Source organism: Streptomyces sp. NPDC087422, from assembly GCF_044744145.1.
GTDB lineage: Bacteria > Actinomycetota > Actinomycetes > Streptomycetales > Streptomycetaceae > Actinacidiphila.
On record NZ_JBIUXT010000010.1, the window covers coordinates 182,110 to 196,060 of the forward strand.

Below are 13,951 nucleotides of genomic sequence, written 5' to 3' on the forward strand. Positions count from 1 at the left end.
CCCCCCGGTCGGTGCCTGGTTTGCCCCGGTTTACGGGGTGGTCGGAGGGTGGTCGCACCTGGTCGGCCGACCGGGCGGGCCCGGTCTCCGACCGGGGGGCAACCTGGGGCATACCGGGCACCGACCGGGGGGTGACCACCCTGCCGACCGGGTAGAACGTCCCTATTTGCCGTGCTGGATGAGAGCGGTGCCGATCTGCTCTCGGAAGTAGCCGTTGGGGTTGGCCATGCCGTCTATCGGCCCGAGCTTGCGGGTGCCTCCGGCCCCGGCGTCGCGCAGCTTCGCCTGGAGCTGAGCACCGGTCAGACCCTCGTAGCGGGGCCGGGAGGCGATGGTGAGCAGCTCGACCAGGCGCTCGGTGCGGGCCCGGTCGACGCCCGCTCCGTCCAGCACGCCGAGGCAGTCGAGCAGCAGGTTGCGCGCGGCGGCGACGGCCGGGTCGACGTGGCCGTGGAGGGACGCGTCGCCGGTCAGCGTCCCGGCCGCGATCCGCAGGTCCCGGCCGCGCAGGCAGATGTCCTTGAAGTCGGGCAGGTCGATCACGTCGGCCTTCAGGGTGACGTGGCCTTCCTCGCCGCCCTGGTCCAGGACGACGACGCCCTTGCTGTCCTCGGTGAGCATGTGGGGCGCGGCACCGGCCGCGACCGCGTCGTCACCCAGGACCATCTTGGCGCTGCGGTCGCCCTTGACCCGGCACGATGCGCGCTTCGCGCAGACCTCGCGCAGCGCGGTCGGCACGGAGTTGGCGTCCGGGCGCTGCGTGATGAACACGCCCATCCCGCCGACGAACCTGGTCACCCTCACGTACCGGGCGAAGGACTCGACCAGCACGTCCTTGCCCGACCGGGTCGGGGTGCGGCCGGGCTTGTCGGGGTCGGCGTCGTCGTCGACCGCGACGCGGATCAGCGCGGCGCCGTCCAGCAGCTCCTGGAGCTCATCGACCACCAGGAGCACCGGACCCATCCCGGCCGCGGCGAGCTCCGGGGTGATCTTCCCCTCCGGCGCCTTCTCCGGGTCGCTCTCGTAGAGCTTCTCCAGCTCGCTGCCCCGGTCCTGCATCTCGCCGATCGTGGACTCCATCACGTCCAGGACGTCGCGGATGATGTCCGGGGTGGCGCCCGCGATCCAGCGGTGCGCGACGTGCTTGAGCGGAGCCCAGTCCGGCCCGGTCTTACCCGTCACGACGATGATGCGGACCGTGGGGTCCAGCGCGGCCGCGGCCGCGACCAGCCGGGCGAAGTAGCTCTTGCCGTAGCCCATGAGGCCGCCGACCATCAGCGACGACCACAGCAGGTGCATGACCTGCCGCAGGCCCCGGGCGTCGGCGCCCAGCGGCACGCCCTGGTTCCAGAAATCCCACTGCGCCGCGTCGACCAGCTCCGAGCGCGTCTTGCCCTTGCCGTGCGGGGAGTCGGAGTTGGCCACCCACAGCCGGAACCGGCCCTCGTGGCCGTCGTCGCCGGTGTCCTGCGTGACCTCGATCCGCACCTTCTTGATCCGCAGCGCGGACGCCAGCTCCTCGACCCGGCCGGTCGCGGCGGCGGCCTTGACCCCGCGCGGCAGCTCCACGGTCGCCGACCAGCCCGGACCGTCCTCGTGGAGCCCGCCGATCACGTGCGTCTCCTCGACCTGGTCGCCCCGCACGATCCCGGCCTTCACCAGCGCCTTGACCAGGTCCAGCTCACCGCGCACCCGCGCCGCGTCCCGCTTGACGAAGTCGACCGCGGTGAAGAACGGCGGCAGCGCCTTCTCCCCCTGCGGGCCCGGCACGCCCGGACCGTCGCCGGGCCCGTCGTCGGCGGCGGCCTGCTCCTGGCCCTGGTCGTCGCCCTGCTTCTTCTCCTCTTCCCGGGGCTTGCCCGCGATCCACACCGCCGCGAGTGCCGCGATCAGCTCCAGCGGCGCCATCAGCGGCTTGTGCGCGGTGAGCGTGAGCACCCCGTACCCGGAGGCCAGCACGATCCCGATCCGGGTCAGGCGGCGCCGCCACTTCAGCCGGTCGATGTCGCGGCGGGTGATCGCGTCCGCCACCAGGTCCGGCCCGGCCTGCGCCACCGACCCCAGTGCGATACCGAGTCTGGCCGCGTCGGTCGCGTCGCCCTCGTCGGCCTCCTCGGTGATCGCCCGCCGCAGCTTGCGCAGGTCACGCTGCTGCTCGCCGATGGCCTTCTCGTTGCGCCGGTCGCGGTCGACCGCGACCTCGGCCAGCGCGGTCTCCAGGTCGTCCATCTCGGACGCCATCAGCCACGCCGCGCCCGCCGACTGAAGCCGCGCGTACCCGGTGCCCATCCGGGCGACCGCCGGAACCCACCAGCCCGCAGGCGGTAAAGCGTCGGGCTCGTGGTCGGGCAGCGGCGGGATACCGAACGGCGACGGCGAACCGGACGGCGGCGCCGCGTCCGCCGGAACCGGCGCCTTCGTGATGTCGAGTGCCATGTGGTGCCTCCAAATCCGGGTTGATCAGGAGCGGCGGCCCCGGCCGGGGCCGCCGCGAGACATCAGGACAGGCCGCCACCGAAGCTGGCGACGGAGGTCACCACGGAGCTGACGGCCGTCTGCGTCATCGCGCCGAGCGCGCCGCCCGCAAGCAGCACCCCGAGCGCGAAGGAGCAGAGCATCCAGCCGAAACGGTGATTGGCCTTCTTGATCGCGTAGAACACTCCGGCGCCGAGCAGCAGGATCGCGGTCCCGCCGACACCGACCGCCGGGCCGCTCAGCGACTGCGTGGTCACCTGCTCCGGGTCGTTGGGGTAGGTCGCGGGGTTGGTGCCGGTCGGCTGATCCAGCGGCGCGAACGGCCGGGTGTCACTGGCCGCGACGGCGGCGACGGCCTGGTGGTGGTCGACGGTGCTCAGATCGGCCGCCGTGGCGGTACCCGCCAGCCCCAGGACGGCGATGGCCGCGGCCGAGACGGTGATCGTGCGGAGCGTGGTCGTGGTGTTCATCGGGGTGTTGTTCCTTCCGGATCGAAGTGCTCGGGTCAGTCGTCGTCTTGGGGCTTGATCGGGTTGTGATCGGCCTGGCCGCACCAGTCACAGGACGTGGCGGCGGCCTGCCGGACCCGCTGCGCGGCGCTCATTTGCCGCTGCCGTTCTCGCTGCGCTTGTTGGCCTCGCGGACCTTGTCGGAGAGCTCCTTGCGCTCCTTTTCCGTCACGACTCGCTCACCGCCTCGACTGCTGCGGCGGCCTTGGCCGTACGGCTCATCTCGCGGCGCGCTCCGGCGGCGTACTCGACGTCACCGGGGCGGCGCGTAGGGGGAGTTCCGCCGTTGCGTTTCCGGCCGTCCACGCCCGGCTTGCGCGGCGCCTTGAGAGCGCCCGAACCCGAGGGGGGCATTTGGGATTTGACCTGCGGGTTCGCGTCCTTGTCCGGCCCGTCCAGCGGGCCGTTCTGGGCCAGTCGTACAGCGCGGCGCGCGGCCCTGCGGGCGGCGATGGTTTCGGCGGTCGCGCCGACCTCCGCACCATGGATCTCATCCCACGCGCGGCCGTACGTCTTCTCGGTCGGGACCAGCTCACCGAGGGCGGCAGCAAGGTATTCCGCCCGTTCCCACACCGCGACATCCTTGGCCGCGCGAGCGGTGTTGACGACCTTCGCCCGGCGGGTCTCCGACCTGGCGGCGCGGGCCTCGGCACGGCGGGCCCGCCTCGACGGCCGGGCCTCCTTCTTCGCGATACGGCCGTGCTCGTGCAGGTCCCAGATCAGCGGCCCGGCCAGCGAGCAGAACGCCCCGCCGAGACCGGTCGCGGCCCCGTACGTCGCACTGCCGTGCAGGAAGTTCACCGTGGCGGCGAACAGCGCGCCGCTCCCGGCGAGCAGCCGGTACAGCCAACTCGGACGGTCGTGATCGATCGCGTCCTGCGCGCCCGCCAACAACGCCCACGCGATGCCTTCCACGACCAGCGGCGCCGCCAGAAGGAACGGCGCCGACGGGTCGTAGAACGCCATCATCTGCAACGGGAGGCTAACGACTACGCACGTGATGGCGATCGACAGCGCCGCCTTGCGCCACGTGGCGGCGGACTTCTCACGGCGGACGCGCAACGCCGTCTCCTCGCGGGCCGCGTCCTCCCGGGCCTTCCGGGCGGCGGCGGCCTCCGCGAGCGACGCATCAATGTCGGCCTGGGCCCTGGCAGCAGCCTTCTCCTGAGCGAGCGCCTGCTTCGCGCGCTCCGCCTCATTCCGGATCCGCGCCGCTTCGGCGTCAGCCTCCATCTGCGCAGCGCGGGCCAGGCCCTCCGCGTAGGTCTCGCCTTCAGGGCGAAGCTCGGTGACGGTCATTTCGCCACCGCTTCGCGGTGCCGGTGCAACGCGAACGCCCCCAGCACCATCCCGACCAGCAGCGGCTGAGCAGCGACCCACACCGCGACGGTCGTGGCCAGCACAGCCACGACGACAGGGAGCGCGGGAACCAAGAGCAGCAGTCCCACCAGGACGGCCAGAGCGATCCGCCGCTGCGCGCGGCTGGTCTTCTTCGCCGCCTCGATCAAACCGGGCAGGGCCTTCACGCCGCCACCGCCTCAGTCGCCGCGACGGCCAGGCGGGCGAACACGCCACACCGGATCAGCGTCACGTCGTCGGCCGTCGGCATCGTCGGCGTCGGGTACGCGCGGGTACGGACGGCGGTCGGCGCGAGTTCGCGGGCGGACCGGGCCAGGCGGCGGTGGTTGATGACCGCGGTCCAGGCCAGCCGCGACAGCCAACCGAACTCGTCGGCGCCGTCGAACGCGTCGACCTGCTCGGCCGCGTACAGCCACGTCAACGCGGCAACGTCGTCGGCCTGGTGCCAGTCGTACCGGCCGAGCCGGGCCCGCAGTACGCGGACCAGGCGCTCATGGTGCGCCTCGAACAGATGGGTAAGTCGTGTGCGCTGAGCTGGAGTAACGTCAAGCATGGGTCGTGCTCCTCTCGCCAGAAGTGCGGCCTGAAAGCACGGCCCCGGCGTTGCATCGCCGGGGCCGTGCGCCGTGTGCGAGCCAAATTCGCGGCTCCCCTCGACCCGGCCTGTACGAGACAGGCCGGGGAGGCAACCGGCCGCGACGCGCATGGCGCCACGGAGGCTGATCCGAGCGAGGCGACGCCGACACACGTGCCGAAGCCGCCTCGCGCAGAGGTCATGCGATGACGCGGTGGGCAGTTGCGCCGTGCCGGTCCCGCACGACGAACGCCCATGTATGTAAGCGACCCACCTGCGGGTCTCCTCTCGGTGGTGCGGAGCTCGGGTGATCCGTAGCCGCCCCGCCCACCGACCGAAAGGCCGGGGACTTCGGTACGGCCCCTGCCCACCCCCGGATGACTCGGTGGACAGCGCCCCTTTTCTTGCCCCGGGGAGGTAGGTGGCCCCGGACCGCCAATCCACGGACGGCACGTGCGGCCCGGATCACTCCGAGCGGCCTCCCGAACCCCCAAACCGAAGGGTTGGAAGCGACCTCATCGACCACCCGAGAGAGGGCGGCTGAGGCGGCACACTGTTCAGTTCTCAACCAACGAGCGCTCCCCTCCCGACCCCGTTTCCAGGACGATCAGGCGCGCTTGGTTGGCGATGCCGCAGCGCCGCCAACCGATGTAGCTATTGTCCGTACAATGGCTACAGTCAGGATGTTTGCAGAATCACGCAGGGGGCGTCAAGCCCATTGGCTACATTGACTGGACAATGGCCACGACCTGCGGCTTTGATGGGAGGCGTGACCGTGAACCGACTCGGGCGAAACCCGATGTACCAGCAGATTGCGGACGTACTCCGCGCGCAGATCGACACGGGCGGGCTTGAACCGGGCGCGAAGCTGCCGACCGAGGCAGAACTCCGAGATGAGTACAGCGTCTCGCGCGAAACCGTCCGCAAGGCGCTCGGGATCCTCGTCAACGAGGGGCTGGTGGTGTCGGCCCGTCCGCAGGGTCACTTCGTACGGCGGCGTCAGCCGATGGTGTTCCGGCCGCAGGCGGAGTTCCGGGAACGTCCTTACACGCCTGAGATGGACGCATTCGTCACCGAGTACTCCGCAGAGGACCGCGAGCCGCGACAGGAGATCGAGGTCGCCATCGTGGAACCGCCGACGGACGTGGCCAAGAGGCTCCAACTCGCTCCGGGCGACCTGGTCGCGGTGCGCAAGCGGGTCCGGTACCTCGACGGGGAGCCGTTCAACACGAACGACAGCTACTTCCCGCTGAGCATCGTGCGCGACTCCGAGATCATGCGGCCGGAGAGCATCAGCCGCGGTGCCAACGAGGTGCTTGCCGAGCTGGGGCACCGCCAGGTGCGCGCGCTGGACGAGATCTACGTCCGGATGCCGGTCCCGGACGAGGTGCACCGCCTCGACCTCGGTCCCGGCACCCCCGTCGGCATCCACATGACGACCGGCCACACCGTGGAAGGACGGCCGGTACGTGTCGCGGTCACGACGCTGCCCGGCGACCGGCACGTCATCTCGTACGAGCGTCGGCGCGAGATGACAGACGAGGAAGCATGACGGACCTGCACATCAGGGCCGCCCGCTTGGACGAACTCGACCAGGTGGAAGACCTCCTCCGGGAGGCTTCCGCCTGGCTCGCCTCGCGCGGAATCGACCAGTGGCAGTTCCCGCCGCACCGCGACCGCATCACGGCGGCCTTGGAGCACGGCGAGGTCTTCCTCGCGCTTGTCGATGACGAGCCGGTCGCCACACTCCAGGTTGACGCCCACGCCGACCCGGAGTTCTGGACGGCCGAAGACGAACCGGCGGACGCGCTTTACGTACACCGGATGGCCGTCAGCCGACAGTCCGCCGGGACCAGGATCGGGAGCACACTCCTCGACTGGGCAGCCGAACGCGCCGCTGCCGCGGGCAAGACGTGGCTACGGCTCGACGCCTGGAAGAACAACCCCGGACTGCACCGCTACTACGAAGCCGAGGGCTTCGCCCTGGTCCGCGTCATCGACCTTCCGCACCGAGGGTCCGGAGCCTTGTTCCAACGACCGGCGGCGCCGCAGGCTGGCTAGTCGCGGACCTCTCGGTAGGCCCGCCACAGGGCGGCGGCCGTGTCGCACTGGAACGCCGACCGTGGGCACTCCTCGCAGTCCCGCCCGTGGTCGACGTAGGCCCTGTAGGCGGCAAGCTCCTTGCCCTCGAACGCGACGCCGGACGCCACCGCAAGAGGCTTGGGCCCATCACCTGTGTCCGGCCATCGCCCACCGCTACGCTCACCCATGTCGACTCCTCGCAGTCGGCCATCCCCCGGACCGGCTGCACGGTCGCGGGGGTTTTCCCTGCTCAGACCGTACTGCTATACACCGCCCCATGGTGCACCATACGGCCATCTACGGATGCCCGGCGCGGAGTGCCGCCGTATGTTCCGATCATGAGCGGAGACTTCCCGCAGTACGTCTACGTGCAGGTCGCCGACCAGGTGGAAGCCGAGATCAGGTCCGGCAATCTCCCCGTCGGCGCCCGCCTGCCGAACGAGCGGGACATGGGCGCGCAATACGGCGTAGCCCCCGGCACTGCCCGCCGCGCCGTCGCCGAGCTCCGCGACCGCGGCCTGGTCGTCACCCTGCCCAACAAGGGCACCTTCATCGTGGCCGCTCAGGACTGACCCACAGGATTCTGAGCTAGTTGAGGAACGGCTCAACCTACCCCGCGGGTTCACTCAAGATGAGGGCCCCCGAGGAAAAGTCCGAGCATGAGTGCCCCCTCAAGCGCAGTGAAGAGAATGAGAAGCTGCGCGCGCTCTTCCGGCGTACCCTCATCTGCGTGCTTGATCTGTTGCAGCTTGTTCCGCACTGCAACGAGAGTTCGGGCAATCATTTCGTGAACGAGAGTGGGTCCTTCTCCATCGTCGTACTTCGTCTTTTCGCGAATGACGGGGCCACCCCCGTAGACAAAGCACAATGATTCGCCAAACTTCGTAGGCTTCCTCTTGTTCTGATTTTCATCAAAGAAAGTAAGATCTGGATTATCGGGAATGTTGGAATCCACCCACGCCAGTACCGAATTTGGCGGGAACGCCTCCCTCATGATTCTATCGAGTAGCTCAATGAGTGAGTTTGCGGCTTGCGAGGTACCATCATCGGAGTATTCAAGAGCGGCTCGCGCTCCTTGGATTTTCCTGATGAGCGGTGAATTCGCGCGTTCTACGCGCTTAGCGGATGCTTGTTTAACTACGGCGCGAAACTGGAGGATGAGGTCTGATGCGCCGTTCTTGGGCCAAGTGGCAAGGTCGACCTCAGTTGCGCCGGTGACTTCCATCGGGAGACTTGAGAGGACTTTCTCTCCGATAATCCCGTCGAGAGTAATTATCGCGTCTACGGCGTTTACTGCCAACAGATCCGCCTTGTTTTTCGCGCGAACCTGCTCTTTCGATAGAATTCCGGTAGAGTCGCTCCATGCGACAGCGAATGGCATGATAGCTCGGACAGCTCGCCTGAGGGCCAGAGCTACGACGGCAGCGTCCTCTTTAAGGGCGTTTGTAAGTAGGCGGTACTGCGCTGCGCCCAGCAGGCGTTTTGTGAACTCTCGGTAAGTGTTGTTCTTGTATTTTTCAACCCATACTTTCGATTTCCCGTCTTTGATGTCTTCCATGACACTCGTGAGGCCATCATCCAGGGCCTCTATTCCGGTGGTTTCGAGATAATTTTCTACGCGTTCCGTCCAAGGCGTAGGGTTGTTTGAGTCTGTGAACAATATGCAAATCGCTACGATCAAATCCGCACCAAGGATTGTCGCTTCGTCAATTCGGAGAGCGGAAAGGATCGACGGATCAAGCGTGCGGGCAAACGCGGCGAACCGTGACTGGCTAGTAACATCAAGATTCGACTCTTGCACGGCGGCTCGCCTCGCTTCGACTGAACATATGCTCACCTTGAAGATACTGGCGAAGGCGTGGTCTAGGCAGCGATTTTTGCGGTGCCAGAGATTTCAGCAGCCTGGTTCGTTTCGTGGTCGGACCGGGGCGGCCGCTCAGCGCCGTGCGCCAGGCCCGTCCCAGCCCTGGTCGGTACGCTCCTAGCCCGGCTCGGACGGTGGATCACAGCACTCGAAAGCGTGTGAGTGTGTCCTCAAAGTGCAGGCGTGGGGTTCCTCTGGGGCGCGACGTCCGATCTGAGGTATCCGGCCAGGTCAGGGGCCGTCGCCCGCGCAGTCTGTAAATCCGTCGGCTATGCCTACCGTGGTTCGAATCCACGTGCCGCCACATCATGAGAACGGCCCCCCGGCCTGCTGAAGAGCAGGGCGGGGGGCCGTTTTGGTGTGTGTGCGGGGGAGGGGGAGGGGTTAGGGGAGGGCGGCGGTGCGGAGGGCTTCGGGGATGGTGTCGGTGCCGGAGACGAGTTCGAGGGTGAGGCCGGCGGTCGAGGGGGTCAGCAGGAGGCCGGCCAGGACGGCGGCGACGTCGTCGCGGGGGATGGAGCCGCGGCCGGTGGAGGGGGCGAGACGGACGCGGCCGGTGCCCGGGTCGTTGGTCAGGGCGCCGGGGCGCACGATCGTCCAGTCCAGGTCCGTACGCGCGCGGATGTCGTCGTCGGCCGCGCCCTTGGCGCGCAGGTACTCCGTGAAGACGGGGTCACCCCCGCTCGCCCGGGCGTCGGCGCCCATCGAGGAGACCACCAGATAGCGCCGTACGCCCGCCTGTTCGGCCGCGTCGGCGAAGAGCACGGCCGCCGCGTGGTCGACGGTGTGCTTGCGGGCGGCCCCGCTGCCCGCACCCGCGCCCGCCGCGAAGACGGCCGCCTCGGCGCCCTCCAGGACGGCGGCCACCTCCGCGACCGTCGCCGATTCGAGGTCCAGGACGACCGGCTCGGCGCCCGCCGCCCGCAAGTCGTCGGCCTGGGCCGGGTTACGGATCAGCCCGACCACACTGTCACCGCGCTCGGCGAGCAACCGCTCAAGCCGCAACGCGATCTGTCCATGTCCACCAGCGATCACCATGCGCATGGACGTGACGCTACGCCTCGCGGTGCGACTGACGCGGGAGGTCGAGCGCGGCCTCGCTCGCCGAGTCGCAGTATTCGCGCACCGCGCTCGTCCGCGAGACCACCCGGCCCCGGTGGATGACGATCCGGCTGTACGCCAGGGAGAGCACCGCCTCGACACCCTCCCCGCGCACCGCCAGCAGCTCGGCCGGGAAACCGGCCTCGACCCGTACCTCCGGCAGCCCGAGCACGGCCCGCGCCCGGCCGCTGACCGCCGCGTACGCCTGCGCCGCGCCGCACTCGCCGTAGGAGGCGAGCAGGAAGGCGGCCTCCAGCGGATCGCCGCGGCCGACCGGATTGGCCAGGTCGCCCAGCGCCCCGCTGCCCGCCGTGACCCGGACGCCCGCCGCGCGCAGCCGGCGGACCGGGGTGTGCGGACCGCCGCCGCGGCGTACGGAGTCCAGCGCGCCGCAGCCGCCCTGGGGGAGCGCGGTGACCGAGATCCCGGCGGCGGCCAGCCGCTGCGCGGCGGAGTCGATCGCCTCGGGCGGCAGCGCGCCGAGACCGTGGCACGGGCCGAGGGTGACGCCCGGCCGCAGACCGCCCGCCATCGCGGCGAGCCGGGCCAGCCGGGCCGGGTCGTCGGCGGCGGTGTGCAGGTCGACCGGGAGCCCGAACTCGGCGGCGAGCGAGAAGACGGCCTCGGCGTACCCGCTCGGGTCCGGGTCCAGATCGGGGCAGCCGCCGACCACCGCGGCGCCCATCTTCAGCGCGTCGCGCAGCATCGCGAGCCCGTCCGCGCCCGCCGCGCCGGTCAGCAGCCGCGGTACGGCGACGGTGTGCAGGTCGACGAGCCCGCGCAGCGCCCGCCGCGCCTGGAGCACGGCTTCGAGCGCCTGCAACCCCTGGACGTCACCGATCCGCACATGGCTGCGCAAAGCGGTGGCGCCGTGGCCGAGTTGGAGCAGCGCGGCCTCGGTGGCGCGCCGCTGCACATCGGCGGGGTCGTCGGACGGCGGCCCCGCGGCGCCCGCGGTCAGCGCCAGGTCGAGGTGGGCGTGCGGCTCGGCGGGCGCGGGCAGCAGCAGATATCCGCGCAGGTCGATACGGGTGCCGTCGGCCGGACGGCGCGACCCGTCGGCGGTACGGCCCGCGGCGGGCGCGAGGCTGCCGGCGGTGCCCACGGCCTCGATCCGGGGGCCGCTGAGCCGTACGTCCACGGTCCGGCCGTCGGTCAGCCGGGCGCCGCACAGCAGCAGGGTGGCGGTTTCTGCGGCGGTGCGGGCACTGTCGCGAGGGCTGTCGGTCATCGCGCTCCTCCGGTGCGTGCAGGGCGGGCGGCGGGAGGCAAGATCACGCAAAGCCGAGCTTAGGGGTCAGCACGGCACACACCTGACAGGAGGGCATTAGTCGTACCGGTGGGGGTCGTGAGACGGGGCACGCGGTACGGCCGGCGCCGCGCGGGGGAGCGGACGCGCTCACGTTCCGGGGCGCCCGGAACTCGTACGCGCCGGCGCGCGGTTCGCGGGTGCGGGCGGACGCGGTGCCGCGCGGAGAGTGAGCGCGGGTACGGCTCCTGGCAGGCGCGGCCCGGGCGGTCGCGGCGGCGCGGGCGGACCCTCGTGGCGGCGGTGCGAACAGGCCCTCGTACGGGGCCCGTCGGCCACCCGGCGCGCGGCGGCCGGGAGGTGATCACGTCCTGATCAGGGGGTGGGCGTGACGCCCCGCGACGCCCGATGTGCCCTGCCCGATACGGATTTCACGTATCGCGGCGGACCGTGTAATGTCTTCCTCGCTCGCCCCAATAGCTCAGTCGGTAGAGCGTCTCCATGGTAAGGAGAAGGTCTACGGTTCGATTCCGTATTGGGGCTCAGATGGATCGGTTCCCCGCCGCCAGGCGGGGACCAGTTCGTCAAAGCGGCGTAGCTCAGTCGGTAGAGCAAGCGGCTCATAATCGCTGTGTCACCGGTTCAAGTCCGGTCGCCGCTACTCACCGTAGCCGATTGTGGGATCGGTCCCTCAGTCGGCTACTATTCTCATGTTCAAATCACCCCCGTTCGTCAAGGAGCACTCACGTGGCCGCCACAGACGTCCGCCCGAAGATCACGCTGGCCTGCGTGGAGTGCAAGGAGCGGAACTACATCACCAAGAAGAACCGGCGCAATGACCCGGACCGTCTTGAGATGAAGAAGCACTGCCCGCGTTGCAACGCGCACACCGCGCACCGCGAAACGCGCTGACTCCAGGCCGTAGCAGTACCGCGAGGCCGTCCCCGTCACCGGGGGCGGCCTCGACGTATTGCCCGGTGGGAGCCGTACGGATCAGCTGAACCGTTACGCCACCGCCAGCGACCCCCCGCGCCCGTACGACTTCCGTACGTATGTCGTACGCTGCCCCCGATCCCGCCCGCTTCCCGCACCGGAGGTGCCGATGGCTCTGGACCAGTCCTTCGTGGGGCGGAGCTATCCGCCCACCGCCGCCTATGAGGTGGGCCGGGAGAAGATCCGCGAATTCGCCGAGGCGGTCGGGGACACCAACCCCGCGTATATGGACGCGGACGCGGCCAAGGCGCTCGGGCACCGCGATGTGATCGCCCCGCCGACCTTCGCCTTCTCGATCACCTTCAAGGCCGCGGGCCAGGTCGTCCAGGACCCGGAGCTGGGCCTCGACTACAGCCGGGTCGTGCACGGCGACCAGAAGTTCGCGTACACGCGCCCGGTCATGGCCGGTGACCGGCTCTCGGTCACCTCCACCATCGAGGCGATCAAGTCCCTGGCGGGCAACGACATCATCGACATCCGCGGCGAGGTCCACGACGAGTCCGGCGAGCACGTGGTGACCGCCTGGACGAAGCTGGTCGCCCGCGCGGCGGAGGACGACCCGCGCAGCGGCAGCGGGAACGGCTCGGGGAACGCTTCGGCGAACGCGGAGGGCGCGGCATGACGGCGACGATCGGTTACGCGGATGTCGAGGTCGGCACCGAACTGCCCGCGCGGACCTTCCCTGTGAGCCGCGCCACGCTCGTGCAGTACGCGGGCGCCTCCGGTGACTTCAACCCGATCCACTGGAACGAGAAGTTCGCCCGCGAGGTCGGCCTGCCCGACGTCATCGCGCACGGCATGTTCACCATGGCCTCGGCGATCCGGGTCGTCACGGACTGGGCCGGCGACCCGGGGGCGGTCGTCGAGTACGGCGTACGGTTCACCAAGCCCGTCGTCGTGCCGAACGACGAGCAGGGCGCGCTCATCGAGGTGACCGCGAAGGTCGCCGCCAAACTGGACGACCAGCGGGTGCGGGTCGACCTCACCGCGACGTCCGCGGGCCAGAAGGTGCTGGGCATGTCCCGTGCCGTGGTCCGGCTCGCCTGAGACGTAGAAGCGCAGGTAAGGGGTGCCCATCCAGGTGGGTGCCCCTTACGTTTGCCCGTGTCTCCCGTACCGCGGTTGACAGGTTAGTTATGGACCACTAACTTACTCGTATGGTCAGGATGAGCGCAGAGGAGAGGCGCGAGAGCGTCATCCGCGCGGCGATGAGCGAATTCGCCCGCGGCGGCTACAACGGCACGTCAACCGAGACGATCGCCCGCCGGGTGGGCGTCTCGCAGCCGTATCTCTTCCGCCTCTTCCCGAACAAGGAGGCCATGTTCCTGGCGGCGGCCACCTACTGCCTGGAATCGACGCGCCAGGTCTTCGCCGATGTGGCCGAGGACGAGACGGACCACGAGGGCAAGCTCAAGGCGATGGGGAACGCGTATCAGACGCTGATCTCCGACGACCCCGAGCGGCTGCTGATGCAGATGCAGATGTATGTCGCGGTCGCCGCCGCCGAGGCGTCCGGGGACCACGAATTCGGCCGTTCCATCCGTGAGGGGTGGGAGGCGCTGTGGGAGACCCTGCATCTGGAGCTGGGCGCGGATGTCGAGCAGACCACGCAGTTCCTCGCCTACGGAATGTTGATCAACACCCTGGTGTCGCTGGGCTTCCCGGCCGACCACCGCATCTGGGAAGGGCTGTACGAGACGGCCCGTCCCGAGTGAGGCGCCGCGCCTTTCGGGGCGCGGAGCCAT

The 13,951-nt window shown here is 69.6% G+C and carries 16 protein-coding genes and 2 tRNA genes; 9 read left to right on the plus strand and 9 right to left on the minus strand.

Annotated features, from left to right (window positions below; genetic code table 11):
- Window positions 1-162: 162 nt before the first annotated feature.
- The 5 genes from ACIO6U_RS28245 to ACIO6U_RS28265 form a co-directional block, all read right to left on the minus strand.
- Window positions 163-2,436: a hypothetical protein gene (locus ACIO6U_RS28245; protein ID WP_401723372.1), complete on the minus strand. Its 2,274-nt coding sequence runs from the start codon at window positions 2,434-2,436 to the stop codon at window positions 163-165.
- A gap of 62 nt (window positions 2,437-2,498) precedes the next feature.
- The gene (locus ACIO6U_RS28250) at window positions 2,499-2,945 is read right to left on the minus strand and encodes a hypothetical protein (RefSeq protein ID WP_401723375.1); all 447 of its coding nucleotides are present in this window, start codon (window positions 2,943-2,945) and stop codon (window positions 2,499-2,501) included.
- Between the two features lie 207 nt (window positions 2,946-3,152).
- Entirely contained in the window at window positions 3,153-4,283 is a 1,131-nt protein-coding gene (locus tag ACIO6U_RS28255; RefSeq protein ID WP_401723377.1) for a hypothetical protein, read from the minus strand.
- Window positions 4,280-4,510: a hypothetical protein gene (locus ACIO6U_RS28260; RefSeq protein WP_401723380.1), complete on the minus strand. Its 231-nt coding sequence runs from the start codon at window positions 4,508-4,510 to the stop codon at window positions 4,280-4,282. Before ACIO6U_RS28260 ends, ACIO6U_RS28255 begins: the two co-directional genes overlap by 4 nt.
- Window positions 4,507-4,896 (minus strand): RNA polymerase sigma factor, encoded by a 390-nt coding sequence (locus ACIO6U_RS28265; protein ID WP_401723382.1) that lies wholly within the window; start codon window positions 4,894-4,896, stop codon window positions 4,507-4,509. The genes ACIO6U_RS28260 and ACIO6U_RS28265 overlap by 4 nt, the downstream gene beginning before the upstream one ends.
- A gap of 790 nt (window positions 4,897-5,686) precedes the next feature.
- Between ACIO6U_RS28265 and ACIO6U_RS28270 the strand changes: the two genes are divergently transcribed.
- On the plus strand, window positions 5,687-6,469 hold the full coding sequence (locus ACIO6U_RS28270; RefSeq protein WP_401723384.1) for a GntR family transcriptional regulator: 783 nt from the start codon (window positions 5,687-5,689) through the stop codon (window positions 6,467-6,469).
- Window positions 6,466-6,978 (plus strand): GNAT family N-acetyltransferase, encoded by a 513-nt coding sequence (locus ACIO6U_RS28275; protein ID WP_401723387.1) that lies wholly within the window; start codon window positions 6,466-6,468, stop codon window positions 6,976-6,978. The genes ACIO6U_RS28270 and ACIO6U_RS28275 overlap by 4 nt, the downstream gene beginning before the upstream one ends.
- Here the strand turns inward: ACIO6U_RS28275 and ACIO6U_RS28280 are convergent.
- The gene (locus ACIO6U_RS28280; protein WP_401723390.1) at window positions 6,975-7,187 is read right to left on the minus strand and encodes a hypothetical protein; all 213 of its coding nucleotides are present in this window, start codon (window positions 7,185-7,187) and stop codon (window positions 6,975-6,977) included. The two genes, ACIO6U_RS28275 and ACIO6U_RS28280, sit on opposite strands and share 4 nt — an antisense overlap.
- Window positions 7,188-7,337: 150 nt before the next feature.
- On the opposite strand from ACIO6U_RS28280, the gene ACIO6U_RS28285 reads away from it, so the two are divergent.
- Entirely contained in the window at window positions 7,338-7,571 is a 234-nt protein-coding gene (locus ACIO6U_RS28285; protein ID WP_401723393.1) for a GntR family transcriptional regulator, read from the plus strand.
- 50 nt (window positions 7,572-7,621) lie between these two features.
- Here the strand turns inward: ACIO6U_RS28285 and ACIO6U_RS28290 are convergent, their stop codons facing one another.
- The 3 genes from ACIO6U_RS28290 to ACIO6U_RS28300 all read right to left on the minus strand — a co-directional run bounded on the left by ACIO6U_RS28290 (window position 7,622) and on the right by ACIO6U_RS28300 (window position 11,195).
- Complete coding sequence (locus ACIO6U_RS28290; RefSeq protein WP_401723395.1) at window positions 7,622-8,800, minus strand: hypothetical protein; 1,179 nt, start codon at window positions 8,798-8,800, stop codon at window positions 7,622-7,624.
- A gap of 447 nt (window positions 8,801-9,247) precedes the next feature.
- Window positions 9,248-9,907 (minus strand): NAD(P)H-binding protein, encoded by a 660-nt coding sequence (locus ACIO6U_RS28295; RefSeq protein ID WP_401309184.1) that lies wholly within the window; start codon window positions 9,905-9,907, stop codon window positions 9,248-9,250.
- Window positions 9,908-9,917: 10 nt separating this feature from the next.
- Window positions 9,918-11,195 (minus strand): amidohydrolase family protein, encoded by a 1,278-nt coding sequence (locus ACIO6U_RS28300; protein ID WP_355340286.1) that lies wholly within the window; start codon window positions 11,193-11,195, stop codon window positions 9,918-9,920.
- A 488-nt stretch (window positions 11,196-11,683) separates the two neighbouring features.
- Here ACIO6U_RS28300 and ACIO6U_RS28305 point away from each other — a divergent pair.
- The 6 genes from ACIO6U_RS28305 to ACIO6U_RS28330 all read left to right on the plus strand — a co-directional run bounded on the left by ACIO6U_RS28305 (window position 11,684) and on the right by ACIO6U_RS28330 (window position 13,921).
- Window positions 11,684-11,756 (plus strand) — tRNA-Thr (locus tag ACIO6U_RS28305).
- Between the two features lie 45 nt (window positions 11,757-11,801).
- Window positions 11,802-11,874: transfer RNA gene (locus tag ACIO6U_RS28310), tRNA-Met, on the plus strand.
- An 86-nt stretch (window positions 11,875-11,960) separates the two neighbouring features.
- Complete coding sequence (rpmG, locus tag ACIO6U_RS28315; protein WP_004571794.1) at window positions 11,961-12,125, plus strand: 50S ribosomal protein L33; 165 nt, start codon at window positions 11,961-11,963, stop codon at window positions 12,123-12,125.
- Between the two features lie 190 nt (window positions 12,126-12,315).
- Window positions 12,316-12,828, plus strand: a complete 513-nt coding sequence (locus ACIO6U_RS28320; RefSeq protein ID WP_391163447.1) for a MaoC family dehydratase N-terminal domain-containing protein — start codon at window positions 12,316-12,318, stop codon at window positions 12,826-12,828.
- Window positions 12,825-13,253: a MaoC family dehydratase gene (locus ACIO6U_RS28325; protein WP_355340280.1), complete on the plus strand. Its 429-nt coding sequence runs from the start codon at window positions 12,825-12,827 to the stop codon at window positions 13,251-13,253. The genes ACIO6U_RS28320 and ACIO6U_RS28325 overlap by 4 nt, the downstream gene beginning before the upstream one ends.
- 110 nt (window positions 13,254-13,363) lie before the next feature.
- The gene (locus tag ACIO6U_RS28330) at window positions 13,364-13,921 is read left to right on the plus strand and encodes a helix-turn-helix domain-containing protein (RefSeq protein WP_355340277.1); all 558 of its coding nucleotides are present in this window, start codon (window positions 13,364-13,366) and stop codon (window positions 13,919-13,921) included.
- The last annotated feature ends 30 nt before the right edge of the window (window positions 13,922-13,951 follow it).

Excerpts from the sequence above, each read along its gene's own strand:
- ACIO6U_RS28320 (WP_391163447.1), top strand. The coding sequence starts at position 12,316 with ATGGCTCTGGACCAGTCCTTCGTGGGGCGGAGCTATCCGCCCACCGCC.
- ACIO6U_RS28275 (WP_401723387.1), top strand. The coding sequence starts at position 6,466 with ATGACGGACCTGCACATCAGGGCCGCCCGCTTGGACGAACTCGACCAG.
- ACIO6U_RS28250 (WP_401723375.1), bottom strand. The coding sequence starts at position 2,945 with ATGAACACCACGACCACGCTCCGCACGATCACCGTCTCGGCCGCGGCC.
- ACIO6U_RS28325 (WP_355340280.1), top strand. The coding sequence starts at position 12,825 with ATGACGGCGACGATCGGTTACGCGGATGTCGAGGTCGGCACCGAACTG.
- ACIO6U_RS28295 (WP_401309184.1), bottom strand. The coding sequence starts at position 9,907 with ATGCGCATGGTGATCGCTGGTGGACATGGACAGATCGCGTTGCGGCTT.
- ACIO6U_RS28285 (WP_401723393.1), top strand. The coding sequence starts at position 7,338 with ATGAGCGGAGACTTCCCGCAGTACGTCTACGTGCAGGTCGCCGACCAG.
- ACIO6U_RS28330 (WP_355340277.1), top strand. The coding sequence starts at position 13,364 with ATGGTCAGGATGAGCGCAGAGGAGAGGCGCGAGAGCGTCATCCGCGCG.
- ACIO6U_RS28245 (WP_401723372.1), bottom strand. The coding sequence starts at position 2,436 with ATGGCACTCGACATCACGAAGGCGCCGGTTCCGGCGGACGCGGCGCCG.
- ACIO6U_RS28255 (WP_401723377.1), bottom strand. The coding sequence starts at position 4,283 with ATGACCGTCACCGAGCTTCGCCCTGAAGGCGAGACCTACGCGGAGGGC.
- ACIO6U_RS28280 (WP_401723390.1), bottom strand. The coding sequence starts at position 7,187 with ATGGGTGAGCGTAGCGGTGGGCGATGGCCGGACACAGGTGATGGGCCC.
- ACIO6U_RS28300 (WP_355340286.1), bottom strand. The coding sequence starts at position 11,195 with ATGACCGACAGCCCTCGCGACAGTGCCCGCACCGCCGCAGAAACCGCC.
- ACIO6U_RS28265 (WP_401723382.1), bottom strand. The coding sequence starts at position 4,896 with ATGCTTGACGTTACTCCAGCTCAGCGCACACGACTTACCCATCTGTTC.